We start from the raw sequence: 24,679 nt of genomic DNA, 5'->3' as shown, positions 1-24,679 counted from the left end.
AAAAATAAATAGTAACAGATGAAAACTAAAATTCTCCTTGCAGAAGATGATCCTGATTTCGGAATGATCCTGAAACAATATCTTGAGTTAGAAGATTTTGAAGTTTCCTGGTTTCAAAATCCCGAAGACATTGTTCAACTTTTATCTTCCGATTTTCCTTTTCATATTGGTATTTTAGATATTATGATGCCTAATATCGACGGTTTTTCTTTAGCCAAAATGATTGTAAAAGAAAGAAACAATTTTCCATTACTTTTTTTAACTGCAAAGAATCAGAAAATTGATCGTTTAACAGGACTTAAAATAGGAGCTGATGATTATATTGCCAAGCCGTGTGATCCTGAAGAGCTGGTGTTAAGAATTAAAAATATTCTGAAAAGGACGTCTCTCTTTACATCAGAAATACAAGTAAAGATCGGGCAATATTCGTTGGATACCAAAAAACTATTACTTTCACATCCTAATGGAAATACGCGTCTTACAATTCGTGAACAGGAATTGCTTTTGTATCTTTTGGAGCACAATCAGACAACAATAACAAGAAACAATATACTGGACAATCTTTGGGAAACAAATGATTATTTTACAGGAAGAAGCCTTGATGTATTCATCAGCAGACTTCGGAAATACTTCAGCTACGACCCTAAAATAAAAATCCAATCCCTGAGAGGAATTGGATTTGAAATTGATTTTCCGATTCTAAAGTGACAGACTCACAATAACCGGGAAATGATCCGATGGATAAAGTAAATTTTCTCTTCTATCATTGATATGTCTATGAGACTTTATTCTAAAATCTTTAGTAAAAATATAATCTATTCTCTCTTTAGGAACTTCATTGACATTGAATCCGGTGAAAGTTCCTACCGGCCCGTAATGTTTCGTTTCCGAATGATAAAAAGTATCTTTCATATGTTGAGAAAGGATTTTAACAGGTTCTGTATCATCAGTCAAATTAAAATCTCCGCTTAAAGCTACAGGCAGGTTCTTTGGGTTCATCTCTTTGATCTTTTTCAAAATCAACTCAGAAGATTTTACTCGTGCTACATTTCCTACGTGATCAAAATGAAGATTCATTGCCAAAAATTCTTTTTTAGACTTTTTATCTTTAAATATGGCGTAAGTACAAATTCTGTTTAAAGCAGCATCCCATCCCTTTGATGGCTTTTCCGGTGTTTCGGATAACCAGAAGGTCCCTGATTTTAATACTTCAAGTCTGTTGGTATCATAAAAAATAGCAGAAAACTCTCCCTTTTCTTTACCATCATCTCGTCCTACACCGATGTAATCATAGTTCTTAAGTCCACTCTTAATATCTTTCATCTGCTCAGGAAGAGCCTCCTGAACGCCAAAATAGTCTGGGTGGTAATAGGTTAATAAATCAGCAACATCTTGCTTTCTTTGTGGCCATGCATTTTCTTTATCCGAGTCTACATTAAGACGGATATTAAAACTCATTACAGTAAGATCCTGTGAAAATCCCAACACTGCAAGCATTAGGAATACAATTGAAAATCTGAAATTCATAGTATATTTTATCAATAAGAGACAAAAATAAGGCTTCTCCATCATAGAGAAGCCTTATTTATATCATGATAATGTTAAATTATTTTTTATTCTTTAGTGAATTTAAACTCTCTTCCGCTTTCTGCAAGGGTGATTGTCTTTTTATCTTTACTGAAAAGGATGGTAAGATTGGCCTGCTCAAAAGCAAATTTATTATCCCCTAAATATTCTAAAGGAAATTCTGCCTGTCCGGCTGCTTTTCCGTAAAGTATTCCTTCTTTTTCAACAAACGTTAATTTAAATTGGGTCTCTTTACTTCCGTAGGTCCCTGTAAAATCTTTGGCATTGATCTTATCCGCAGATTTTATGTCAGAAGGTACCCAGATATTATTTTTCATATTAACATCAGGAATCATAGAATCCGGATCCAGTTTTACCTGATCTATTTCCTTATCAGAATCCACTTGGAATTTCCAATCTTTATTTCTCTTCCAAACCTCAACAGGAATCTTTACATTTTTTGTCGTTCCATCTTTAAACTTCAACTGAACGGTTGTAGGCATTGGTAACTGCCCAAGGTTTTCCACAGTAATCTGAACTCCTTTTTTAAAATCTCCATTGACATATTTTACCTCTTTAACCGCCTGATCAATTTTCCATTTATTAAAAAACCATCCTCTCCAGAACCAATTCAATTCTTCTCCGGAAACATTTTCCATCGTATGGAAGAAATCCCAAGGTGTAGGATGTTTAAATGCCCAGCGATTGATATATGTTGTGAATGCTTTATCAAATTTTTCGGGACCCAGAATGGTCTCTCTTAAAATAGACAGACCTGTACCTGGTTTATAGTAAGCCAAAGCCCCAATACTAATTTCTCTCATATTATCAGGACCTACCATAATGGGTTCCAGCCCATCATGCATCAGATAACTTCCTGCCTGGGCCATATTTTCTTTTTTATAATATTCTCCTTTATTGAAAGCTGCTGTGGAAAGCCCATTGATAAAAGTATTAAAACCTTCATCCATCCAGGCAAATAATCTCTCATTAGATCCTACAATCATAGGGAACCAATTGTGTCCGAACTCATGATCTGTAACGCCCCAAAGACTTTCACCCTTCGAATCCATATGACAGAAAACAATTCCCGGATATTCCATTCCGCCTTCATTTCCTGCAACATTAGTTGCTGCCGGATAGGTATACTCATACCATTTTTTTGAGTAATGTTCTATGGCTGCCTTCGTATATTCCGTAGATCTTCCCCAGGCTTTATCACCTGCACTTTCAACAGGATACGCAGAAATAGCCAATGACTTTTTACCACTTGGCAGGCTAATCTTTGCTGCATCCAAAATAAACGCAGCAGAGGATGCCCAAGCAAAATCTCTTGCCTGTGTAATTTTAAATTTCCAAGTCTTTGTACCGGATATCTTATTTTTTCCAAGCTCAGATTCAGGGCGAATCATTACTGTTTTATCACTGTTTCTCGCTTGATTCCATCTATTAATTTCTTCTTTGTTGTATACTTCTTTTTCATTAAGCAGTTCTCCGGATGCTACCACATAGTGATTAGCGGGTACTGTAATATTAGCTGTAATATTTCCATACTCTAAATAAAATTCAGATGCTCCCAAATAAGGCAGGGTATTCCAACCCAATACATCATCATACACACACATTCTCGGATACCATTGTGCCATGGTAAATATTTTCCCATTTTTTGTATCCTGTACACCCATTCTATCCGAACCATATTCCGGAGAAAGAAATGAATACTCAATAGTAATTTTTGCAACGCCGCCTCCAGGTTTAAGTCCTTTAGGTAAATCGATCTGCATTCTTGTGTCTGTAATGGTATATTTCACATCCTTACCATCAAGCTTTACAGATTTAATCCTGTAACCTCCTTCAAATACTTCACCATGAGCTCCATTTCTACTTCCATATAAAGGAACTACAGCATTACCGCGGGAATCTTTTGCAAATAAGTTTTGATCAAGCTGTAGCCATAAAAAACTTAATTGATCAGGGCTGTTATTAGTATAGGTAATTTCAGCAGCTCCTGTAATTTCTTTTTTATCTTCATTCAGACTTACATTTAAATGATAATCTGCTGAGTTCTGCCAATAGGCATGTCCCGGTTGTCCACTTGCAGAACGTGTTTCTGTACCTGTCTGCGGATAGAAAAATGGTTTAAAAGCTTCTACGTAATCATATTTTGGAGCCTCTTGTGCATATACAGATCCTGAAAAAAGGAAAGCTGTAAAGGTCAAAGCAAGTATTGGAAGTTTACAATTCATTTGAAAAAAGTTTTATACATAGGTAAAAAAAACTCCCGGATTTGTTACAATTCCGGGAGCCTTTTTTATGAAATTTTAATTAATTTGATTTTTTTGCTTTAATCATTGCTTCCAATGCATCCCACATTTCTTTCGGGATAGCTTCAAGCATATTAAATTCCCCCGCACCTTGTAACCATTCTCCTCCATCGATAGTTACCACTTCACCGTTCATATAAGCTGAATAATCAGAAACCAGGTAAGCGGCAAGATTAGCCAATTCCTGATGCTCACCTACTCTTCTCAACGGAACTTTTTTTCTCATATCAAATTTCTCCTGAAGATCACCGGGAAGCAATCTATCCCAAGCTCCTTTTGTAGGGAATGGCCCCGGAGCTATAGCATTGAAACGAATCCCATATTTTGCCCATTCCACAGCCAGTGATCTGGTCATTGCCAAAACCCCTGCTTTTGCACAAGCTGAAGGCACTACAAAAGCAGAACCTGTCCAGGAATAAGTAGTTACAATATTCAACACAGTACCGGAAGTTTTAGAATCTATCCAATGTTTCCCTATAGAAAGCGTACAGTTTTTGGTTCCTTTTAATACAATATCTAAGATAGAGTCAAAAGCGGAATGCGTCAATTTTTCGGTTGGAGAAATAAAATTCCCCGCAGCGTTGTTCAATAAAATATCAATCTTACCGAATTCTTTCAAAGTGGCTTCTTTCATCGCTTCCACTTCATCCCAGTTTCTTACATCACAAGCTACACAAAGCACCTTCCCCCCTGTTTCATCTTCCAATTCTTTCGCGGTAGATTGCAGTTTTTCCAGATTGCGGGAAGTGATCACCACTTTAGCACCTAATTCAAGGAAATATTTGGTCATCGCTTTCCCAAGACCACTTCCTCCTCCTGTAACAATCGCCACTTTATCTTTTAGTGCGCCTTCGCGCAACATCGGTTGTGTATATAGATTCATAAAAATATTTTTTCTTAAAAATAATAAATATTGAACGGATGAAGCCTAAAATAACGGTATAAATAATGCCATAAATAATATTCTTTGTTTTTTTAATTAATTTTATCGTTTGAATAACATCATTTCATATGAAAAATCCGGGACCTTTCATTTTCTTTACCTTACTGTTTTCGAGTTTGTTGCTTAAAGCTCAAAAAATTGAAAAATTGCACCAATATGTCAATCCTTTGATTGGGACAGAAAAAATGGGGCATACTTACCCTGGGGCCACCGTTCCTTTTGGAGCAGTTCAATTGAGCCCTGAAACAGATACCATCTCTTATGAACTTAAAGGAAAATATAATGGTGAAGTGTATAAATATTGTGCAGGCTACCGTTATGAAGATAAAACCATCGTAGGTTTCAGCTCCACCCATTTTAGTGGTACCGGACATTCTGATCTGGGAGACTTTCTTATAATGCCTACAGTAGGTTCCCTTCAATTGAACCCCGGCACTGCCTCCCATCCTGAAAGTGGCTATAGAAGTAGATTTTCACATCAAAACGAAAAAGCAGAAGCCGGATATTATAAAGTAAAACTTAATGATTATAATATTCTTGCGGAATTAACGGCAACATCCAGAGTGGGTGTTCATCGTTATACGTTTCCAAAATCAGACCAATCACACGTTATTTTAGATCTGACGGCAGGGATTTACAATTATGATGGGAAAAATGTATGGACCTACGTTCGTGTAGAAAATAACAACACCATTACAGGATACCGACAAACAAACGGATGGGCAAGAACAAGAACGGTTTATTTCGCCATGAAATTTTCTAAACCATTTAAATCTTATGGTCAGAAAAACTATGACGGCATACAAGTTTATAAAGGATTTTGGAGAAAATTCGATCAGACAAAAAATTTTCCTGAAGTAGCAGGCAAAAACTTAAAGATGTATTTCGATTTTGATACCAATGAAAGTGAAGCTATTGAAATTAAACTGGCTATCTCTCCGGTAAGTCAGGTTAATGCTCTGGAAAATCTTGAAAAAGAAACCGGAAATTTATCCTTTGATCAAATTAAAACCAAGGCTCAGGAAGATTGGAATAAAGAATTAAATAAAATCGTCATCAAAGGTTCTGAAACTGATAAGATCAACTTTTATACGGCAATGTACCACACCTTTATCAATCCGACAATATACATGGATATCAACGGAGAATATAAAGGACTGGATCAAAATATTCATAAAGCAGAAGGTTTTACCAACTATACTACCTTTTCTCTATGGGATACCTATCGGGCACTCCATCCATTTTTTAATATCATTCAGCCTAAGAGAAATAATGATATGGTAAAATCAATGATGGCACATTACAATCAGTTTTCAATGAAAATGTTACCCATCTGGTCCCATTATGCAAATGACAATTGGTGTATGAGCGGCTATCATAGCGTAAGTGTAGTGGCAGATGCTATTATTAAAGGGAATTATGAAGGTGATCCCAAGGAAGCATTAAAAGCTTGTGTCGAAACAGCCAACAAAAGAAATTACGAAGGCATTGGGCAATATATTGATTTAGGCTATATCCCTTCTGAACAAAGTGGAACTTCCGTATCCAACACCTTGGAATACGCTTATGATGATTGGGCCATTGCTCAATTAGCCCAACATTTGGGAGAAACAGACATTTACAATCAATTTATCAAACGTTCGGAAAACTGGAAAAATAATTTTGATAAAACAATCGGATTTATGCGTCCTCGTTTGGCAGATGGAAGTTTCAAAAAAGATTTCGATGTCCTAAGTACTCATGGGCAAGGTTTTATAGAAGGAAATTCTTGGAACTACAGTTTCTTTGTTCCTCAAAATCCAAATGAATTGATAAAAATGATGGGGGGTAATAAAAAATTCGTATCCAAATTGGATGAGTTATTCACTATGCATTTACCTGATGAATTCTTTGCAGACACTGAAGATATTACCCGAGAAGGAATCATTGGCGGATACGTTCACGGAAATGAGCCGGCTCATCATGTCGCCTATCTTTACAACTGGGCTGGTCAACCCTGGAAAGCGCAAGCTCAAATTCGTCATATTTTAGATATGCAGTACAAAGCAACTCCTGATGGATTGGGAGGAAATGATGATACAGGACAAATGAGCGCTTGGTATATTCTGAGTTCATTAGGGTTTTATCCTGTTGCTCCCGGTTCAGAAGATTATTCCATTGGAAGTCCGGCTATTGATCATGCTATTTTGAATTTAGAGAATGGAAAAACATTTGAAATTGAGGCTATCAATCAAAGTCCACAGAATGTATATGTGCAAAAGATTCTTTTAAATGGAAAAGAGATTAAAAATTTCACATTAAAACATTCCGAGATTATGGATGGTGGAAAGTTGACATTTTATATGGGAAGTAGGACAAAAAGATAGAAATGTGAGATAAAATTGTAAAGAAAATGAACTCTCTCAGATTGAGCAGATCGATAGTTGAATTATAAAATCTACGAGAAATAAAAGTCTCATGATCATTTTTATTTCAGGCAGTATATAATTATGTTTTGGCTAAAGCCAATGGAATGTTTTAAAATTAAAAAGCGGGCTAAAGCCCGCTTCTATTGATGTTATTATTATTTTAAACATTTTTCGTTAAATAATTTAGTACCTTCTGTTTGCTGTAAATCTTTTAATCTTTTTAAAGCTAAGCATGCACTATTTATATTGTTCTGTGCAAATGAAATAGATACTACATTATATAATGCATCAGTATTAGTGTTATTATATTCGTGAGCTTTATTAAAAAACTCAATTGCTTTATCAAATTTTTTATGATCAAGCGCTTCTATACCTTTATTGAAATTTTGATCAGAGACTTTCTTATCTTTTATGTATACAGCAACATCTTCGGAATCATGAGAGTCATTATCATCAAAAAACTTAATACCTACTTTATTGATGTTATTTTCATTTTTACCAACATTGCTATAGAAATAATAGGGAATAATAATTTTCTCAAAATTTTCAAATCCTGTAAGATCCCACAAATGATAATTTTTTTCAAGTGTTGTCTTAAAGAGATTAATACTTGCTTCATTCTTTTTCGATTCCTCCTTAGTTTCAATTTCTATTTTTTGTTTTTTAGGAAAAATTAAAATATTTCCTTTTAATTTTAAATCATGAAAATAACCATTTTTAGAATAAACATCCAACACTTCAAAAATTATATTCTTTTTCAATGATGGTGTAAAATCCTTAGTAGCAACAATTGATTCGGCTTTATTTTTATTTATAAAGTCATTGACGATAACAGATCTATTAACCAACCAGATTTTTCTTATTTTGTCTGGATCTTCGATTCCATCTATTCTTTGCGTTACAATCATCGAATCACGAGTTAATTTTTCAATTTGATAACCAGCATTCTTTGACGTCAGAATTGTTTCTTTTTCTAGTTTAAAATCCAAACAACTTTTGATATCCATAAAGATTGGATCTGAATATATACATAGAGTATTTCCTGTGATTTTCCATAATGAAGTCTTTGATCCACTCTGCGATAAATCCCTACTTCCATCCAGTGTACCGAACTTTACGACTGTCCATGATGAATTTTGTAATAGCTGAGTATTTATTTGAGAAGTAAGGTGAGTGGAAATAACTATAAATAGAAGAAAAAAATATTTATACATAGGTTTTAGTTTTTTGCTGTGCAAAACTACATAAATTTTAATTGCACATAAATAAAAAGAGCGATATTCATCACTCTTTCTTATCATTATCATTGAACTTTAGTTTATCTGAAAATATATTTGAAATTTCACATTTCTCTCTTATTCAGTTTCAAAAAGCAGCCTTTCCCCAAACTTCTCCTCTGCTACTTTTCCATTATCATACACAAGATGTCCGTTGACAAAAGTATGAGTCACTTTAGAATGAAAATTCATCCCTTCCAATGGGCTCCAACCGCACTTATACAATATGTTCTCTTTGGATACTGTCCAATCTTCATTCAAATCTACCAAAACAAGATCTGCTTTATATCCTTCTCTCACAAAACCTCTTTTTTCCACTCTGAAAAGGATAGCCGGATTATGACACATTTTTTCAACAATTTTTTCAAGAGAGATTTTTCCGTTTTTATAGTTTTCCAGCATTACTACCAATGAGTGTTGTACCAATGGTGCTCCTGACGGACACTTTGTATACACGTTATTCTTTTCTTCCGCTGTATGAGGGGCATGGTCCGTAGCAATTACATCAATCCTGTCATCCAACAATGCTTCCCAAAGGGCATCTTTATCTTTTTGCGTTTTTACTGCAGGATTCCACTTGATAAGTCCTCCTTTTGTTTCATAGTCTTCGTTGGTAAAAGTCAGATGGTGAACACATACCTCTGCTGTAATTTTCTTCTCCTTTAAAGGAATATCATTTCGGAAAAGGTCCATTTCTTTTGCTGTAGAAAGATGGAATACATGAAGTCTTGCCCCTGTTTTCTGAGCCAGTTCAATTGCTTTTGAAGAAGATTTATAACAAGCTTCTTCACTCCTGATCAGATGGTGGAACTTTACCGGAATATCTTCACCATATTCATCAATATATTTTTGAGTATTGGCTCTAATGGTGGCTTCATCTTCACAATGAACAGCAATAAGCATTTTTGTATTGCTAAAAATATTCTCCAGCGTTTCAGGATTATCTACCAACATATTTCCGGTGGATGAACCTAAGAAAAGTTTAATTCCGGGAACATTTCTTGGGTTTGTTTTTAAAACTTCTTCAAGGTTATCATTGGTACCTCCCATCATAAAGCCATAATTAGCATAAGCTTTTTGAGAGGCGATTTCGTATTTATCTGCTAATAATTCTTGAGTAACTGCATTGGGAACCGTATTCGGTTGATCAATAAAACTGGTCACCCCACCCGCAATAGCAGACTTTGATTCACTCTCAATATCTCCTTTGTGGGTTAATCCCGGATCACGAAAATGCACCTGGTCATCAATAACACCGGGAACAAGATATTTTCCGGCACCATCAATAATCTGATCTGCACTTTCAGAAATATTCGTGGATATTTTAGAAATTAAATCATTTTCTATTAAAATATCGCTTTCAAAGACTTTACCTTCGTTAACGATTTTTACATTTTTGATTAGGGTTTTCATTTTTACGTAGAAATTAGATGTTATATCGTAGAAATTAGAATGGTCTGAATTATCAACTATACATACAATGCATTTATTAATTTTTCAGTCTCAAACTTCTCCGAACAACAAAATTAAGGTTTATGAATGAATTTTAATGTCACTCATTAGAAATCAATTTCTAAATATTTACATTTGCATAAAATTTTTCGAATTGTATAAGAAACTATTAGGCCAAACAATCATCTACGGAGTGGGGGCTATAGCGCCAAGAATTATTTTATTCATTCTTAATCCACTTTTGATTTACAAAATTCCCAATGAAGGTTTTGCGATTTTCACCCAGCTCTATGCATGGATTTCGTTTGTCAACATTATACTTTCTTTCGGTTTTGAAACAGCTTATTTTCGGTTTTCAGCAGAAGACAATAATGAAAAAAGGACCTTCAACACTTCGTTTTGGTTTCTATTTTTAACATCCTCTATCTTCCTTGCATTATGTTATTTATTCAATCAACCTATTGCAGATTATGCCGGATATCATGATAATCCTGAATACATCAAATGGTTTGCTTTAATTGCATTTTTTGACAATTTATTAGTAATTCCTTTTGCCTGGCTGCGTTTTCACAATAAGCCTATAAAATACTCTGCAGTAAGAGTTGTTCAGGCTATATTTCAGGCAGTTTTTACAGCAGCTCTATTCTTTTGGATCCCGGAAACTGTATCAAAAAGTTTTGGATTGGACCAAAATGTAGACTATCCTTTCTTCAGTAACTTAGCTGGAAGTGCTTTAGGCGTTTTATTACTACTCCCTGTTATACTTAAAGTACGGTTTCAGTTCGTGACCTCTTTATTTGCCCGTATGATTCGCTATTCATTCCCGTTAATGTTGGCAGGTCTTGCTTTTATGGTCAATGAAAATTTTGATAAATCAATTCAAAGAAACCATATCTCAGATGAAGAAGCAGGTGCTTACGGAGGATGTTATAAATTGGCAGTATTAATGACCTTATTTGTTACAGCTTATCGAATGGGTATTGAACCTTTCTTCTTTAAACAAATGGATAAAGGTGATGCGAAAAAAACCTATGCTAAAGTAGCAGAATATTTTGCTTTTTTTGCATGTGCTGTTGCATTAGGAATCATTGCTAATATTTCTTGGTTGAAAAATGTTTTCATTCCCAACAAATCATATTGGATTGCTATAGATATCATCCCAATTATTGTTGTTGCCAACCTTTGTTTTGGAATATATTATAACTTTTCAACCTGGTATAAAGTAACAGACAGAACCAGTGTTGGGACGATCATCTCATGGATTGGAGCAGGTATTAATATTCTTTTAAATTATCTGGCATTAAGTTATTACCATAGTATGATTGGCTCAGCCTGGGCAACTTTCGGAGCATATGTTATTATGATGATTATCTCTTACCTTCTGGGACAGAAATATTATCCTATTCCTTATAGAATGAAAAAGATGACTTTCTTCTTGATATTATTGGGCGTTTTCAGTTTTATCATTGTAAAATATCTCAACTACAGTATTCTAACAAGTAACCTCCTATTTTTAGTTTTTCTTGGAGTTTTGATTTATTCCGAAAAAGACATGATTGTGTCGAGAATCAAAAAAAATTAAACTTTGGTCTTTATTTTGATGATCTTTTAGCCTAAAATATTAAACACTACAACTAAAGATGGCAATTATTACACTCTAAAAATGTTTTAAATATTATCTTTAGCAAAAAATAAACAACAGTTAAACAAAAAAACATTTTTATATATCTATGAAAATTATTGTTCCGATGGCTGGACGCGGTTCCAGATTACGTCCACACACCCTTACAGTTCCAAAACCTCTTATCCCTATCGCAGGGAAACCTATTGTACAAAGATTGGTAGAAGATATTGCTAAAGTTGCTGGAGAAAACATTGAAGAAGTAGCCTTTATCATTGGAGATTTTGGTCCCGAGATTGAAAAATCACTTATTCAAATTGCTGAAAAATTAGGTGCAAAAGGAAGCATATACTACCAGAATGATCCTCTGGGAACGGCACACGCAATCAAATGTGCAGAACAATCTATGCAGGGAGATGTTGTGATCGCTTTTGCGGACACTCTTTTCCGTGCAGATTTCCAGCTAGATAAAAACTCTGATGGTGTAATCTGGGTGAAAAGCGTAGAAGATCCATCTGCTTTCGGAGTAGTAAAATTAGACAACTATGGTTTCATCACAGACTTTGTTGAAAAACCACAAACCTTCGTTTCAGATCTTGCAATCATTGGTATCTATTATTTCAATAGTGCTGAAAAATTGATGGACGAAATCAACTATATCATGGACAATGATATTAAAAACGGTGGAGAATATCAATTAACAACAGCTTTAGAAAACCTAAGATCAAAAGGAGCAAAATTCACTCTGGGGAAAGTAAATGACTGGATGGATTGCGGTAACAAGAATGCTACCGTAGAAACCAACAGCAAAATCCTTGCTTATGAAAAAGAAGAAATGGAAAAATACCCCGCTTCTGCAGTCATTGAAAATTCGTTGATTATTCCTCCGTGTTTCATTGGAGAGAACGTAAAAATTTCCAATTCTAAAGTAGGCCCTGGCGTTTCGTTAGGAAACAACACGATTATCGTAAACTCCAATATCGAAAATTCTTTGATTCAGGAGAACACAAGAATCAATCACGGAAACCTTTCCAACTCTATGATTGGTAATTCTGCACAATATTTTGGAGTAGCTAGAGAAATTTCTTTAGGAGATTATTCCGTTTTAGATTTTCTATCTAAATAAATAAGAGTAGAAATTATTTAACTTAAACAAGATATAATCCAACCACACAAAATGTTTTGTGTGGTTTGGCGTTAATATTGCAACGTATTTTTTAATTGAAAAGATAAATACATGAAAAATTGGATCCCCTTCTTTTTATTACTTCTTGCCCTATCATCATGTAAGACCCGTAATGCCATTCAAAATAATACAGGCAACACACGGGACAGCATTAAAACCACAGAAGATAACAGAAATCCAAAGGACGTAAATGAGCCTGTAAGAGATAAACTCTCATTTTACGAGCATGTATTGGTCCCACCAAAATTCGATCAAATCAAAATCGACAGCAAAGTACGTGTGGAAACAGGGAACTTTATTCCTACTCTGGATGCAACCATCTATATCGAAAATGACAAAAAGGTATGGATGAATCTACGAGCCCTACTCCTGAATGTTGCCAGAGGAATTGCCACACCTGAAGGAATAAAAGGACAAGACAAAGTCAATAAAGTTTATATTGATTCAGATTTTGATTATCTCAATAACTTACTCAATGTTAATTTCATTGATTACAAATCACTGGAAAAAATATTATTAGGAAGAACCTTTGTCAAAATCAGCGATTCCCAATTTACTTTAACTCAAAATGCTCAGGGATATAAAATGGTGTCCAACACCAACCAGAAAATTGTCACTGACGAAAAAACAAGAGAATATAAAATTGCATTGCAATACGATACCAATTACGATTTATTAAGTGTCAACTTAAAAGACGTTTTATCCACAGATGAGTTGGAAATCTCTTATAGCGACTGGAATGAATACAACGGAATTCGTCTTCCTAAAAATGTTAAAATAATTATAAAAGGATCAAAATCTAGTCAAATTTTACTGGAAAACACGAAATTTGACTTTTCGGGGATGGAAACACCTTATTCTGTACCATCCAGTTATAAGAAAATTGAGATTAAATGATTAAAAAATTTAGCTTTTTAATAGGGGTTCTTATGTTCGGACTGCACCAGGGGCAGAAAAAAGAACAATTGCAGAAACAGAATGCCGAACTTAAAAAACAAATTGCACAAATAAATACAGATTTAGCTAAAACAAGAAGCGAATCTAAACTTTCTATAGCCTATCTTACTAGCGTTAATCAAAAGTTAGTTTTAAGAGAAAAAGTCTACAATAATACTCAGAAAGAAAAGAGATTTATTGAAGATGATATCTATCTACGTCAACTTGAGATTAACCGTCAGAATAAAGAATTGGCTGTTCTTAGAAAAAATTATGCTGAAGTTCTCGTAAACGCCTACAAAAACAAAGGGGTACAAAACAAAGTAACTTTCATCCTTTCTTCTAAAAATATGGGTGAAGCATTACGAAGAGTTCAGTACTTAAAACAATATTCAGACTATCAAGATAAAAAAGCAGCTGAAATTTCAGATGCTGCCAATAAGATTAAAAAAACGATTGCCCAAAGACAAAACTCAGTAAAAGAAAAAGAAAATCTTTTGGTAAATCAACAAAAAGATCTTGCCACAATCAATGCTGAACGAGCACAAAAAGAACAACTGGTAGCCGACTTTAAAAAGAACGAATCCAAACTTACTGCTGAGCTTAAACAAAAACAAACCCAGTCTAAAGTTTTAGAAGGACAGATCAGAGCCATTATTGCGGAAGAGATCAGAATTGCAAAAGCGGAAGAAGAAGCGAGAAGAAAAGCAGAGGCAGAAAAAATACGTCTGGCTAAGCTTGCTGCTGAAAGAGAAAAAGCAAGAATTGAAGCTGAGGCGAAAGCTAGAGCCGAAGCATTAGAAAGAGAAAGAAGAATAGCCGAGGCTGAAGCTAAAAAAGCTGCTGAATTAGCTGCAAAAAGAGCAGAAGAAGAAAGAAAACGTAATGAAGAAGCCGCCAGAGCAGAAGCCAGTGCAAGGGACGAAGCCAGAAAACTTGCTGCTAAAAAAGCTTCCGATGAAGCCGCTGTAAAAGCTAAAGAAGCTGCCGATAAATTAGCAGCCGCTAGAGCCGCAGAAGCTGCGCTTGCCAAGAGAAAAGAAGACGATAAAAAAGCTGCAGAATCCAAGGCGATGACAAACTACGGTGTTTCTACAGCGTCAGGAAACAGTTTTGCAGAAAATAGAGGAAGACTCGGTTACCCTGCAGACAGAGCCGGACAAATTACACACCGTTTCGGTAGACAGCCACACCCTGTTTTCAAAAATATTACTGAAGAAAATAACGGGATTAAAATTTCCGTACCTGCCGGTACACGTGCAAAATGTGTATTCCCGGGAACAGTATCTTCAGTATTGGCAAACAATGACGGAACAAAAACTGTTATCATTAAGCACGGAACCTATTTTACCATTTATTCCAACCTGGGAGGGGTAAGTGTTTCCAAGGGACAGCAGGTTTCTTCCGGAACTCCGGTGGGTACTGTTGCTCAAGATTTTGACGGCGCCTATACCCTTGATTTCCAAGTATGGAGCGGAAGTACACCAGTTGATCCATTAGGTTGGATTTCATATTAAAAAAAGCTTAACTTTGCAAAAATTTTAAGAGATGAATACACTAACAATACTTGCCTTATCTTGGCAACATATCCTAATCGTAGCAATACTTTTAGTATTACTTTTCGGAGGAAAGAAAATTCCGGAACTCATGAGAGGAGTTGGTTCAGGGATCAAAGAATTTAAAGATGCGGTAAAAGAAGAAGATAAACCAGGTTCTGAAAACAACAACACTTCTTCTACAAATAATAATTCTTCCAGTAACTAAAATTCCTTAGCATTAATGAATTTCACTGAGACTGCATGGAAAGTCTTCAATCAATGCATTGAAGACTATCACGTGTCTGATGACGTTAACACTCTAATTAATAACCCGTTTGAAAAAAATAGTTTGGAACGGATTTTGTATGCAAAGAACTGGATTGATACCGTTCAATGGCATCTGGAAGATATAATTAGGGATGAAAATATTGATCCGGTTGAAGCTCTTCAACTGAAGAGAACTATAGATGCTTCCAATCAGAAAAGAACTGATTTGGTAGAATTTATAGACAGCTGGTTCCTTACTAAGTTTGAAAATATAACTCCGAAACCTGAAGCAAAGATAAATACGGAAACTCCCGCTTGGGCAGTAGACAGATTATCAATTCTTGCATTAAAGGTTTATCATATGTCGTTAGAAGCCAATAGAGAATCCGCTTCTGAAGAGCATCGAAACAATTGCCAGGCAAAACTGGATGTACTGCTTACTCAGAAAGAAGACCTATCAACTTCTATAGACCAGTTGCTTACTGATATTGAAAACGGTACCGTTAAGATGAAAGTTTACAAACAAATGAAAATGTATAACGATGAAAGTCTTAACCCAATCCTTTATCAAAAAGGGCAACAGAAATGAAAAGACTAGTTTTTTTTGGAGTACTTATAATATTAACATCTTCCTGCGCAACGGAAAAGCTTAACCTTTCCCCGTTGTCAAATAATTTTTATAGTGAAACAAAAGGCTCCGATTCTGACAGAGGCTCAAAGAAGAGTTTCAATATCAATATTAAAGAGAATGTAAACGCTTCTGAAATTTCAAATCTGATCTCTACTTTTCCTAAGTTTAAAAGCAACGGATTGAATGATGAGGTAACCAGTATGAAATACAGCCTTCAGAATTATTTATATGCAATTGACGCCAACAATTCGGCAGGCAAAGGCAGATCTCTTAAAAGCTTCGAAAAATCATATAAAAAGATTCAGAAATTAAGACAGAAACTTGATAAGGACGACAATGAAGTTCTGAACAGGTATTTGGTTCGTTTAAAAACCAATGTTTCTGTTATTGAAGATGCTTTACCAGGAAGTTAAAAACTAATTGAACTATCAATGATTAAAATTCAGGCGGAAGCCAATGTTCCCACGGAACACGGCAATTTCCGAATGATTGCTTTCTCCGAAAATGAAAACGACTGGATGCCACATATGGCAATCATCGCAGAAAATACAGATTTTTCAAAACCTGTTAATGTTCGTTTTCATTCGGAATGTATCACAGGAGAAGTCTTCCATTCAAAAAAATGTGAATGTGGCCAACAATTGGATGCCGCAATGAAATACATCCATGAAAATGGAGGAATTATTATCTATCTCCGACAGGAAGGTAGAAATATTGGTATCATCAATAAGCTTAAAGCTTATTCTTTACAGGAAAAAGGACTTGACACAGTACAAGCCAATCTTGAACTAGGACTTCCTGCTGATGACAGAAATTTTGGTGTAGCCATTGAAATCCTTAATGTATTAGATGTAAAAGACATTAATCTTCTTACCAACAATCCTGAAAAGGTAAAACATGTTGTAAACAGCAATATACATCTTAACTCAAGGATTCCACTACAGATCCCTGCTAATGAAATAAGCAAAGGATATCTGAAAACAAAAAAAGATTTCTTTGGGCATCTCTTAGATGACAATGACAATTAAATAAATAAAAAGCTTCAGAACATTCTGAAGCTTTTCTGTTTTTATATATTTCAGGTTCTGCCATAAATATATTTAGGATCAGGTGCAAAACTTGGGGACCAAGTAAAAAATTAGTTAATCTGAAGAAAAAAAGAATTATCTTTTTACTCCTCTAAGGCTTTATACTGAAATTTTATTTCAACGCAAAGACAAGATGCAATTGATTATTGACAAGGGAGCTAAGAAAGCGACAAATGTCGCTGATGAAGCGATGTAGATAAAGCGTACGCTTAGAAAGAATCAATACAATTGATTCAGTCTTTGCTTCCTAAAATACAACACCGGATAATAGAAATCCTTTGCATTAAATTTTAAAATTAAACAGATCTAAATATTCTAAGCCCTATAACTTTTGCCGCTTGATCCTATATTTAATTGTTATATAAGTGACCTTCATGAACTTTTTTCATAGGGTTTTCAAATTGTCTATATCGGATCAGTCTCAAAAGTTGGGGACAACATAGAAAAGCATGGATGTAAATTTGATTTTTTTTATTTATACTTTTGTCTTAAAACAAAAGTATACAAAAATTCAAGACTAGAATCATCCACTAAAAATTGAGATTGACTCCTAAAATTTCCAAACTCGCATGGAGTCAAATCCTTCTTCTTCGACTCAAAATTCAAGCCATGCTCAAACAGTGGAAATTTTTTAACGGATTCAATCTCAATTTTTTTAACGCTCCTGCTTCCTAGGTCAATTAAATATTACCCATTCAAATCCACCCGTTTTTTATCGTCGTTTTTCTTTGTATTTAAATATAAAATTCAAATTCTCCCCAACTTTTGCGATTGATCCTCTATATCTCTATTGACAATTATATAACATTCATAAATCAAAAGCCCCGAGAGAAGATTCTCCCGGAGCTTTTTTTAATTATAAAAAACTGAAAAGATATTTCTTAATTTGCTCTTGTTGAAGGTACGTTAGAGTCGTTTAGGTGATAATACTTAACCACTGCGTTATAATCGCTATAATCAACTGGTGCTGCAGATTTACCAACGTTTTTACCTGGATCAGCAGGAACAAGTACGATTCTAAATCTCTGGTTATTTAACCAATTTGCTTTTTCAGTTGAAGTAGTACCTGTATCAAGATTAAAGTTTTCATTTTCAACTCTAATTTGTACATTTTGAGAATCGAAAACAAAGTTATATTCAAATACTCTATTGGTTGGCATACCAGCAACGTTGTCTAAAACAACTGTTTTAGGAATTTGCTGCCAAGCCCCACCAGCATCTCTATATACAAGAACTACATCTGTATTCTTAATGCTGATTCCTTGTTTGAAAGCATAGTTACTTCCACTATTAAACGAACCTGTTACATCTTTCATTAAGGAAGGTGTAGTTTGTTGAATAACAGTATCATCTTTATTGTCGCAACTATATGATAAGAAACCAATACCAGCTAATAGTATAAATGGAAAAATTTTTTTCATTTCTATAAAAGTTTAGTTATTATTTATAATGCATATTCAAATCATATACCAAAAATTTCAAAAACGTTGTTTTCGTCATTTTTTTAATCGTATTTTTGTTCTTATTCAAAAAGTCATGAAGAAATTATTATATACTTCTCTCTTTATTGCAGCATTGATAAGTCCAAAGGCTAACGCCCAGTATCAACCGAAAAATGCTTCAAAAGAAGATTTGCAAAAAGCTCAGCAATGGGTTGATAAAACATACAAAAATCTTTCTCAGGACGAAAAACTGGGGCAACTTTTTATTGTTGCATTGTATACTAATAAAGGTGAAGACTTTATTAATCAGGTAAGAAATATTGTTGTTAACGACAAAATCGGAGGTTTGATCTTAATGCAAGATGATGCTGCCCGAGAAATCAACCTTGTAAATGAGTTTCAGCAGAAATCCAAGGTTCCTTTAATGATCGGAATGGATGCGGAATGGGGACTATACCAAAGAATAGCAACAGCACATAAATTCCCCTGGGCAATGACCCTGGGAGCAATACAGGATAAGAATTTAATTTATCAAATGTCAGCAAAAATTGCTGAAGATTGCCACAGAATGGGAATCAATTGGGACTTTGCACCGGTAGTGGATGTAAATACCAATCCCAATAATCCTATCATTGGCAACAGAAGTTTCGGGTCAGAAGTAAGTAATGTGATCAACTCTGCCCTATCTTATTCGAATGGACTTCAGGATAATAATATATTAGCAGCGATCAAACATTTCCCTGGTCATGGTGATACTAATACAGACTCTCACCTTGACCTTCCGGTAGTTTCCCATAATCTGGATAGGCTTAATACAATCGAGTTGGCACCATTCAAAGCATTGATGGATAAAGGAATTGGAGGAGTGATGGTTGCTCATTTATATGTTCCCAGTCTGGAATCGGGAAAAGGAATTCCTGCCTCTGTTTCAAAAAATATTATTACCGGCTTGCTGAAAGATAAATTAGGATATAAAGGCTTGATCATTACTGATGCATTAAATATGGGAGCTGTTGCTAATAAATATAAACCGGGTGAACTGGATGCGATGGCTTTCAAAGCCGGAAATGATATCATGCTTTTTTCGCAAGGAGTTTCTGAAGGAAAAAAATTGATTCAAAAGGCAATTGATAAAGGAGAAATTTCTCAATCCCGAGTGGAAGAAAGTGTAAAGAAAATCTTATTAACAAAATATTTCTTAGGATTAACTCAGTACACTGCTAAAAATCCTGACAATATCAATTCTGACTTGAATAATGATTCTCATAAAACACTGGTTCAAAATCTTTATACCAATGCCTTGACTTTATTGAAGGATGATAAAAAATTACTTCCGGTGGCTGGAAAGAAAGTTTACTATGTACCATTGGAGGAAGCACCATATCAGACATTCGCTAATCGATTAGGCTCCAATATCATTATTAAAAAAGGAAACGAGATCAATACAATACCGGCAGGTTCAACGGTGATTATAGGCTTTCATAAAGATAATTCAACAGCTTATAAGCCTTATAAAATTTCAGAGGAATCTAAAAGAGTACTAGCTGATCTGACTAAAAATCAAAATGTGATCCTTAATGTGTTTGGAAGTGCTTATGCTTTAAAAGATATTGATATTTCAAAGGTTTCAACGGTTCTTGTATCTTATGAAAACAATGATGATTCGATGAATGCAACAGCAGACGCTTTAAACGGAAAAACAAAGATATGGGGGAAACTTCCTGTTCTGGTTAATGATCAACTGAAACCGGGAATGGGAATAGAGCTGAATTCTATCTCTACCCTGAATATCAAATAATACAACATCAAAAACAACAATAAACTAATGAAAATAGGCATACTTTGCTATCCGACTTATGGAGGAAGCGGAATTGTAGCAACAGAACTTGGAATGTCTCTGGCCAATAAAGGGTATGAGGTACACTTTATCAGCAATGCTCTTCCAGCAAGATTAGACATTACCAATCCTAATATTTTCTTTCACAGAGTAAATGTTCAGACATATCCGCTTTTCCAATACCAGCCTTATGATATTGCGTTAAGTTCTATGATTTACCGGGTTGTGAACCTTTACAAACTGGATCTTCTTCATGCTCATTACGCTATTCCGTATGCATATGCAGCGTTTACGGCCAAACAAATGCTTCAGGAGGACAACAATGATATTCCATTGGTTACTACTTTACACGGAACTGATATTACTCTTGTAGGACAACATCCGAGTTATAAACATGCGGTAGAATTTTCTATCAATAAGTCAGATGCCATCACTTCTGTTTCTGAAAGTCTGAAGAAAGATACGCTTCAATTTTTCAATATCAAAAAAGAAATTCAGGTTATTACCAATTTTATTGATAATTCTGAGTTTGATGATTGCTCCGAGTGCCAGAGAACACAGTTTGCCAATCCTGATGAAAAGATATTAATCCATGTATCAAATTTACGCCCGGTAAAACGTGTAGAGGAGGTACTGCAGATTTTTAAAAACGTAGAGAAAAAAGTAAAATCTAAACTGATCATTATCGGAGAAGGACCTGATATGGAAAAGGTTAACCAATTTCTTGAAGAAAATCCGGACCTCATTTCAAAAATCCGTCTTTTAGGTAAAGTAAATGATCTGTATAAAATTTTACAACTTTCTGATGTTTTCTTACTTCCTTCCGAACAAGAGAGTTTTGGTTTAGCAGCTTTGGAAGCTATGGCAGCCTATACTCCTGTCATCAGTTCTAATGCAGGGGGAATTCCGGAAGTAAACATTCAGGGAGAAACAGGATATTTAGCAGAAATCGGGAACGTTGAGGCGATGAGCAATTATACGATTAAGCTATTAAGCAATGAAGATCTTTTAACCAAAATGAAGAAAAATGCGAAAGAACAAGCGGTAAGATTCGATTTAAAAAACATTCTTCCTATATATGAAAAAATGTATAGAACAACGATAGAAAATTTTAAGAAGGAGTTGACGAAAGTATAATATTTCTATTATATTTATCGTCACACTTATGACGGAAAAGCTACTTCAATATCTTTGGAACTATAAGGTTTTCAAACATTTTGACTTCAAGGATATTGAAGGAAATTCCGTTGAGATCATACACTTCGGCAAATGGAATAAAGATGCAGGTCCGGATTTTCTGGATGCTCAAATTAAAACCAACGGATTGATTCTTGCCGGCAATATAGAGCTTCACGTTCGCTCTTCCGACTGGATTTTCCATAATCATTCTCAGGATCCTAATTATCAAAATATTATTCTGCATGTTATATTTCAACATGATCTGGAAATTGATGAGCATACAGACAAAAAGGTTCCTACCATAGAACTGAAAGACTATATCAACGAAAACACATTATGGAAATACGAAAGACTCATAGAAGGAAACCAGTTTATTCCCTGTGAAAAAATTTTCAACAAAGAAAAAATTCCTGTTAATTTTCATGAGGAGAATGTTCTAAAAAAGCTTGAAGAAAAAGCGATAGAGCTTGAACAGCATTTGATCCAGCATAAAAATAATTTTGAAGCTGTTTTATTCCATAGTTTAGCTTATTCCTTTGGGTTAAAAGTTAATGCTCCTATTTTCAGACAGATTGCAGAAAGTGTTGATTACAGCATTATTAATAAAATCCGTCAGAACCCTCTTCAGCTTGAAGCATTATTCTTTGGACTATCGGGTTGGCTGAATGTTCCTGAAGATGGTCAAATGAAGCTGTGGAAAAGAGAATTCGAGTTTATCAAAGTAAAATTCAATATTCCTGATCTCCAGTTTCATCCTAAATTTTTACGATTAAGACCTCCTAATTTTCCTACGATTCGTTTGTCTCAATTAGCGGACCTTTATTATCAGTATCAGGGATTATTTTCGAAGATTATGAGTGCAAAAAATACGGATGAACTTTGTGAAATATTTCAGCCTATAAAAGCTTCTGAATATTGGGATTTTCATTTTAACTTTGGAACGATATCCAGAGTACATCCTAAAATACTGAGTAAAGATTTTATTGATCTCGTTATTTTAAATACAATATTACCTTTAAAATATGCTTATCATAGGTATCATCATGAGGAAATTGCGGAGGAAATATTGGAGTTCTACAGGAATATTCCTGCTGAAAAAAATTCAATTATTACAAGTTGGAAAAATCTCGGAATAAAAATAACCAATGCTTTGGAAAGCCAGAGCCTGATTTACCATTATAAAAATTCATGTGACGAAAAAAATTGCTTATCTTGCAGTATTGGATTTAAACTTTTAAAAGAATCTTGAAATGTTTGATAATATTCGTCATAAAATGGAAAGAGAATGGTTTGGTGTTCTGACGAGAATGGGAGCCAAATTAGGTATTCCGGTATCTAGATTAAGGATTTTCTTTATCTACTCTACTTTTGCCACAGCCGGTTTTTTCTTTTTAATTTACCTAGGTTTAGCATTTACCCTTTGGATTAAGGATATTTTCATTACAAGAAGGCCAAGTGTTTTCGATTTATAATTATGGAATTTTTACCGATTACTTCTAGAGAAGACAGCAGAGTTCAGGAAATTTACACATCTTATACCGGCACGTTTCCCATAGATGAACAAAGAGATAAAGAGCAGTTTTTGGACTTGTTTTCAAATCCGAAAGTAAAAATGATGTCTGTAGAACACGAGGCTGAAGCCATTGGTTATCTCATCTTATGGGAGCTGAGCTCGTTTGTTTTTGTAGAGCATTTTGAGGTTTTTGAGACATTCAGAAGCAAAAAATTAGGTTCACATATTGTAGGTCATTTATTAGAAAATTATCCCAGTGTTATTTTGGAAATCGAACCTGCAGATCTGAGCGAAGATGCTCAAAGGCGCTACTCTTTCTATCAAAGAAATAATTTCAGTCTGATTGACACTACTTATATACAGCCAAGCTATGGTGAAGGAAAACAGTCTTTAAATTTATGGCTGTTGGCCAACTATTCTCCAGAGAATGTGGAGGAACTCAAAAATGAAATTTGCGATATTGTATATCCTTAAAAATAAACCATGTCAAGGTTCAAAATCTTGACATGGTTTAAAAGTTTTGGCTAAAGCCAAAATGGAATGTTTTAAAATTTAAAAATGGGCTAAAGCCCATTTCTATTGATTAATTCACTTCGTATTCTAATTTTATAGTAATACTGGCTTCTTTTTCTTTAGAGGAAGTATTGAATGTCCCACCATAAGAGTAGTCTTCATTGGAGTTAGGTGCTGTAATCTGGATCACACCCATGGTTGCCTTCTTAAGACTTCCCAAACTACTTCCGGAGTTTTCTGCAATTTTTTCGGCACGTTCTTTTGCATCCTTCGTTGCACCGGCAATCATCTCTTGTTTTACGGTAGCTAATTTAGTGTAAAAGTAAGAGGGAGATGAGGAAGTAAATTCAATTCCGCGATTGATAATTTCCGTAATGTTTCTTGAAAGATTTTCAATTTTTCCGACTTCTTTACTTTCAATAGATACTTTTTGAGTCAGATTATATCCTGAGAACTCTCCTTGTACATAGTTCCCATTAGAGTCATTATAGCTCCTGAATTGTTTCTGGATATCGACCGATGAAAATACAATTTCATTTTGCTTTATCCCTTTTGAAATCAGGTAATCATTAATTACTTTTCTATCCAGTGCCAGCTCATCATAAGCCGATTTTAAATCCATATTGTTTTTAGAAAAACTTCCGGACCATGTAATCAGATCTGAAGTAAATTGTTTGGTTCCAAGCCCCGTCACGGAAATCGTATTTTCGGATTTATTTCTGTTCTTGATTGCACTTCCTAAAAACCAGAGGCCTATTATAAAGCCTAATGCACCTATTGCTACTGCTATTGCAATACTATTTTTGTTCATAAAATTTGTGAGTTTGGTATTATTTTACAATAATTATTGTATCAATTTCCATTCCAATATTTTAAGATTTTTTTAACATTATTTCTGCCTTTGCTTTAATCTTTCAATATATAGTGGTACTGTTTCTTCTAATCTTAATAAGACACC

The 24,679-nt window shown here is 34.6% G+C and carries 22 protein-coding genes; 15 read left to right on the top strand and 7 right to left on the bottom strand.

Annotated elements, in window-relative coordinates:
* Window positions 1-18 precede the first annotated feature (18 nt).
* Window positions 19-708 (top strand): response regulator transcription factor, encoded by a 690-nt coding sequence (locus CW752_RS15865; protein ID WP_101240677.1) that lies wholly within the window; start codon window positions 19-21, stop codon window positions 706-708.
* Here the strand turns inward: CW752_RS15865 and CW752_RS15860 are convergent.
* The 3 genes from CW752_RS15860 to CW752_RS15850 form a co-directional block, all read right to left on the bottom strand.
* Window positions 700-1,527: an endonuclease/exonuclease/phosphatase family protein gene (locus CW752_RS15860; RefSeq protein WP_101240676.1), complete on the bottom strand. Its 828-nt coding sequence runs from the start codon at window positions 1,525-1,527 to the stop codon at window positions 700-702. The genes CW752_RS15865 and CW752_RS15860 overlap by 9 nt on opposite strands.
* A gap of 86 nt (window positions 1,528-1,613) precedes the next feature.
* Window positions 1,614-3,812, bottom strand: coding sequence for a M1 family metallopeptidase (locus CW752_RS15855; protein ID WP_101240675.1), 2,199 nt, complete (start codon window positions 3,810-3,812; stop codon window positions 1,614-1,616).
* 79 nt (window positions 3,813-3,891) lie between these two features.
* Window positions 3,892-4,773 (bottom strand): SDR family oxidoreductase, encoded by an 882-nt coding sequence (locus CW752_RS15850; protein ID WP_101240674.1) that lies wholly within the window; start codon window positions 4,771-4,773, stop codon window positions 3,892-3,894.
* A gap of 128 nt (window positions 4,774-4,901) precedes the next feature.
* Here CW752_RS15850 and CW752_RS15845 point away from each other — a divergent pair, with 128 nt between their 5' ends.
* Entirely contained in the window at window positions 4,902-7,199 is a 2,298-nt protein-coding gene (locus CW752_RS15845) for a GH92 family glycosyl hydrolase (protein WP_101240673.1), read from the top strand.
* A 197-nt stretch (window positions 7,200-7,396) separates the two neighbouring features.
* On the opposite strand, the gene CW752_RS15840 is transcribed toward CW752_RS15845, so the two are convergent.
* Together CW752_RS15840 and CW752_RS15835 are read right to left on the bottom strand one after the other, a co-directional pair.
* Window positions 7,397-8,542 carry a tetratricopeptide repeat protein gene (locus tag CW752_RS15840; RefSeq protein ID WP_133121704.1) on the bottom strand — a complete coding sequence of 382 codons (1,146 nt, stop codon included), beginning with the start codon at window positions 8,540-8,542 and terminating at the stop codon, window positions 7,397-7,399.
* A 54-nt stretch (window positions 8,543-8,596) separates the two neighbouring features.
* The gene (locus CW752_RS15835; protein ID WP_101240671.1) at window positions 8,597-9,931 is read right to left on the bottom strand and encodes a dihydroorotase; all 1,335 of its coding nucleotides are present in this window, start codon (window positions 9,929-9,931) and stop codon (window positions 8,597-8,599) included.
* 193 nt (window positions 9,932-10,124) lie between these two features.
* Here CW752_RS15835 and CW752_RS15830 point away from each other — a divergent pair, with 193 nt between their 5' ends.
* The 8 genes from CW752_RS15830 (at window position 10,125) to ribA (ending at window position 17,177) form a co-directional block, all read left to right on the top strand.
* Window positions 10,125-11,552 (top strand): lipopolysaccharide biosynthesis protein, encoded by a 1,428-nt coding sequence (locus tag CW752_RS15830; RefSeq protein ID WP_101240670.1) that lies wholly within the window; start codon window positions 10,125-10,127, stop codon window positions 11,550-11,552.
* A 148-nt stretch (window positions 11,553-11,700) separates the two neighbouring features.
* Window positions 11,701-12,717: a sugar phosphate nucleotidyltransferase gene (locus CW752_RS15825; RefSeq protein ID WP_101240669.1), complete on the top strand. Its 1,017-nt coding sequence runs from the start codon at window positions 11,701-11,703 to the stop codon at window positions 12,715-12,717.
* Window positions 12,718-12,828: 111 nt separating this feature from the next.
* Window positions 12,829-13,674 carry a DUF4292 domain-containing protein gene (locus CW752_RS15820; RefSeq protein ID WP_101240668.1) on the top strand — a complete coding sequence of 282 codons (846 nt, stop codon included), beginning with the start codon at window positions 12,829-12,831 and terminating at the stop codon, window positions 13,672-13,674.
* On the top strand, window positions 13,671-15,230 hold the full coding sequence (locus tag CW752_RS15815; protein WP_101240667.1) for a peptidoglycan DD-metalloendopeptidase family protein: 1,560 nt from the start codon (window positions 13,671-13,673) through the stop codon (window positions 15,228-15,230). The genes CW752_RS15820 and CW752_RS15815 overlap by 4 nt, the downstream gene beginning before the upstream one ends.
* Window positions 15,231-15,261: 31 nt before the next feature.
* Window positions 15,262-15,477, top strand: a complete 216-nt coding sequence (locus tag CW752_RS15810; RefSeq protein ID WP_101240666.1) for a twin-arginine translocase TatA/TatE family subunit — start codon at window positions 15,262-15,264, stop codon at window positions 15,475-15,477.
* A gap of 15 nt (window positions 15,478-15,492) precedes the next feature.
* On the top strand, window positions 15,493-16,107 hold the full coding sequence (locus CW752_RS15805) for a DUF4254 domain-containing protein (protein ID WP_101240665.1): 615 nt from the start codon (window positions 15,493-15,495) through the stop codon (window positions 16,105-16,107).
* Window positions 16,104-16,562, top strand: coding sequence for a hypothetical protein (locus tag CW752_RS15800; RefSeq protein ID WP_101240664.1), 459 nt, complete (start codon window positions 16,104-16,106; stop codon window positions 16,560-16,562). The genes CW752_RS15805 and CW752_RS15800 overlap by 4 nt, the downstream gene beginning before the upstream one ends.
* A gap of 18 nt (window positions 16,563-16,580) precedes the next feature.
* Window positions 16,581-17,177 (top strand): GTP cyclohydrolase II, encoded by a 597-nt coding sequence (ribA, locus tag CW752_RS15795; RefSeq protein WP_101240663.1) that lies wholly within the window; start codon window positions 16,581-16,583, stop codon window positions 17,175-17,177.
* A gap of 941 nt (window positions 17,178-18,118) precedes the next feature.
* Here the strand turns inward: ribA and CW752_RS15790 are convergent.
* Window positions 18,119-18,658, bottom strand: coding sequence for a hypothetical protein (locus tag CW752_RS15790; RefSeq protein ID WP_101240662.1), 540 nt, complete (start codon window positions 18,656-18,658; stop codon window positions 18,119-18,121).
* Between the two features lie 115 nt (window positions 18,659-18,773).
* Here CW752_RS15790 and CW752_RS15785 point away from each other — a divergent pair, with 115 nt between their 5' ends.
* Genes CW752_RS15785 through CW752_RS15765 form a run of 5 tightly spaced genes read left to right on the top strand, consistent with a single transcriptional unit; the run spans window position 18,774 to window position 23,682 of the window.
* Window positions 18,774-20,477, top strand: a complete 1,704-nt coding sequence (locus CW752_RS15785; protein ID WP_101240661.1) for a glycoside hydrolase family 3 protein — start codon at window positions 18,774-18,776, stop codon at window positions 20,475-20,477.
* 27 nt (window positions 20,478-20,504) lie between these two features.
* A complete protein-coding gene (gene bshA, locus CW752_RS15780; RefSeq protein ID WP_101240660.1) occupies window positions 20,505-21,653 on the top strand; it encodes an N-acetyl-alpha-D-glucosaminyl L-malate synthase BshA in 1,149 nt (382 codons plus the stop codon).
* Window positions 21,654-21,681: 28 nt separating this feature from the next.
* Window positions 21,682-22,944 carry a DUF2851 family protein gene (locus tag CW752_RS15775; RefSeq protein ID WP_101240659.1) on the top strand — a complete coding sequence of 421 codons (1,263 nt, stop codon included), beginning with the start codon at window positions 21,682-21,684 and terminating at the stop codon, window positions 22,942-22,944.
* Window position 22,945: 1 nt separating this feature from the next.
* Window positions 22,946-23,167 carry a PspC family transcriptional regulator gene (locus CW752_RS15770; protein WP_101240658.1) on the top strand — a complete coding sequence of 74 codons (222 nt, stop codon included), beginning with the start codon at window positions 22,946-22,948 and terminating at the stop codon, window positions 23,165-23,167.
* A 2-nt stretch (window positions 23,168-23,169) separates the two neighbouring features.
* The gene (locus tag CW752_RS15765) at window positions 23,170-23,682 is read left to right on the top strand and encodes a GNAT family N-acetyltransferase (RefSeq protein WP_101240657.1); all 513 of its coding nucleotides are present in this window, start codon (window positions 23,170-23,172) and stop codon (window positions 23,680-23,682) included.
* A gap of 109 nt (window positions 23,683-23,791) precedes the next feature.
* On the opposite strand, the gene CW752_RS15760 is transcribed toward CW752_RS15765, so the two are convergent.
* Window positions 23,792-24,532: an SIMPL domain-containing protein gene (locus CW752_RS15760; RefSeq protein WP_101240656.1), complete on the bottom strand. Its 741-nt coding sequence runs from the start codon at window positions 24,530-24,532 to the stop codon at window positions 23,792-23,794.
* Window positions 24,533-24,679: the final 147 nt, after the last annotated feature.

It is taken from the genome of Chryseobacterium sp. PMSZPI, from assembly GCF_002835665.1.
In the GTDB taxonomy this organism is placed as follows: Bacteria; Bacteroidota; Bacteroidia; order Flavobacteriales; family Weeksellaceae; genus Chryseobacterium.
This window is presented reverse-complemented; position numbering and strand designations above follow the sequence as displayed.

Bases quoted from the DNA above. Each gene is read 5' to 3' on its own strand.
- CW752_RS15785 (WP_101240661.1), top strand. From the start codon at position 18,774: ATGAAGAAATTATTATATACTTCTCTCTTTATTGCAGCATTGATAAGT.
- CW752_RS15810 (WP_101240666.1), top strand. From the start codon at position 15,262: ATGAATACACTAACAATACTTGCCTTATCTTGGCAACATATCCTAATC.
- CW752_RS15805 (WP_101240665.1), top strand. From the start codon at position 15,493: ATGAATTTCACTGAGACTGCATGGAAAGTCTTCAATCAATGCATTGAA.
- CW752_RS15840 (WP_133121704.1), bottom strand. From the start codon at position 8,542: ATGATAAGAAAGAGTGATGAATATCGCTCTTTTTATTTATGTGCAATT.
- ribA (WP_101240663.1), top strand. From the start codon at position 16,581: ATGATTAAAATTCAGGCGGAAGCCAATGTTCCCACGGAACACGGCAAT.
- CW752_RS15855 (WP_101240675.1), bottom strand. From the start codon at position 3,812: ATGAATTGTAAACTTCCAATACTTGCTTTGACCTTTACAGCTTTCCTT.
- CW752_RS15800 (WP_101240664.1), top strand. From the start codon at position 16,104: ATGAAAAGACTAGTTTTTTTTGGAGTACTTATAATATTAACATCTTCC.
- CW752_RS15845 (WP_101240673.1), top strand. From the start codon at position 4,902: ATGAAAAATCCGGGACCTTTCATTTTCTTTACCTTACTGTTTTCGAGT.
- CW752_RS15820 (WP_101240668.1), top strand. From the start codon at position 12,829: ATGAAAAATTGGATCCCCTTCTTTTTATTACTTCTTGCCCTATCATCA.
- CW752_RS15760 (WP_101240656.1), bottom strand. From the start codon at position 24,532: ATGAACAAAAATAGTATTGCAATAGCAGTAGCAATAGGTGCATTAGGC.
- bshA (WP_101240660.1), top strand. From the start codon at position 20,505: ATGAAAATAGGCATACTTTGCTATCCGACTTATGGAGGAAGCGGAATT.
- CW752_RS15835 (WP_101240671.1), bottom strand. From the start codon at position 9,931: ATGAAAACCCTAATCAAAAATGTAAAAATCGTTAACGAAGGTAAAGTC.
- CW752_RS15790 (WP_101240662.1), bottom strand. From the start codon at position 18,658: ATGAAAAAAATTTTTCCATTTATACTATTAGCTGGTATTGGTTTCTTA.
- CW752_RS15765 (WP_101240657.1), top strand. From the start codon at position 23,170: ATGGAATTTTTACCGATTACTTCTAGAGAAGACAGCAGAGTTCAGGAA.
- CW752_RS15860 (WP_101240676.1), bottom strand. From the start codon at position 1,527: ATGAATTTCAGATTTTCAATTGTATTCCTAATGCTTGCAGTGTTGGGA.
- CW752_RS15775 (WP_101240659.1), top strand. From the start codon at position 21,682: ATGACGGAAAAGCTACTTCAATATCTTTGGAACTATAAGGTTTTCAAA.
- CW752_RS15825 (WP_101240669.1), top strand. From the start codon at position 11,701: ATGAAAATTATTGTTCCGATGGCTGGACGCGGTTCCAGATTACGTCCA.
- CW752_RS15770 (WP_101240658.1), top strand. From the start codon at position 22,946: ATGTTTGATAATATTCGTCATAAAATGGAAAGAGAATGGTTTGGTGTT.
- CW752_RS15865 (WP_101240677.1), top strand. From the start codon at position 19: ATGAAAACTAAAATTCTCCTTGCAGAAGATGATCCTGATTTCGGAATG.
- CW752_RS15850 (WP_101240674.1), bottom strand. From the start codon at position 4,773: ATGAATCTATATACACAACCGATGTTGCGCGAAGGCGCACTAAAAGAT.
- CW752_RS15815 (WP_101240667.1), top strand. From the start codon at position 13,671: ATGATTAAAAAATTTAGCTTTTTAATAGGGGTTCTTATGTTCGGACTG.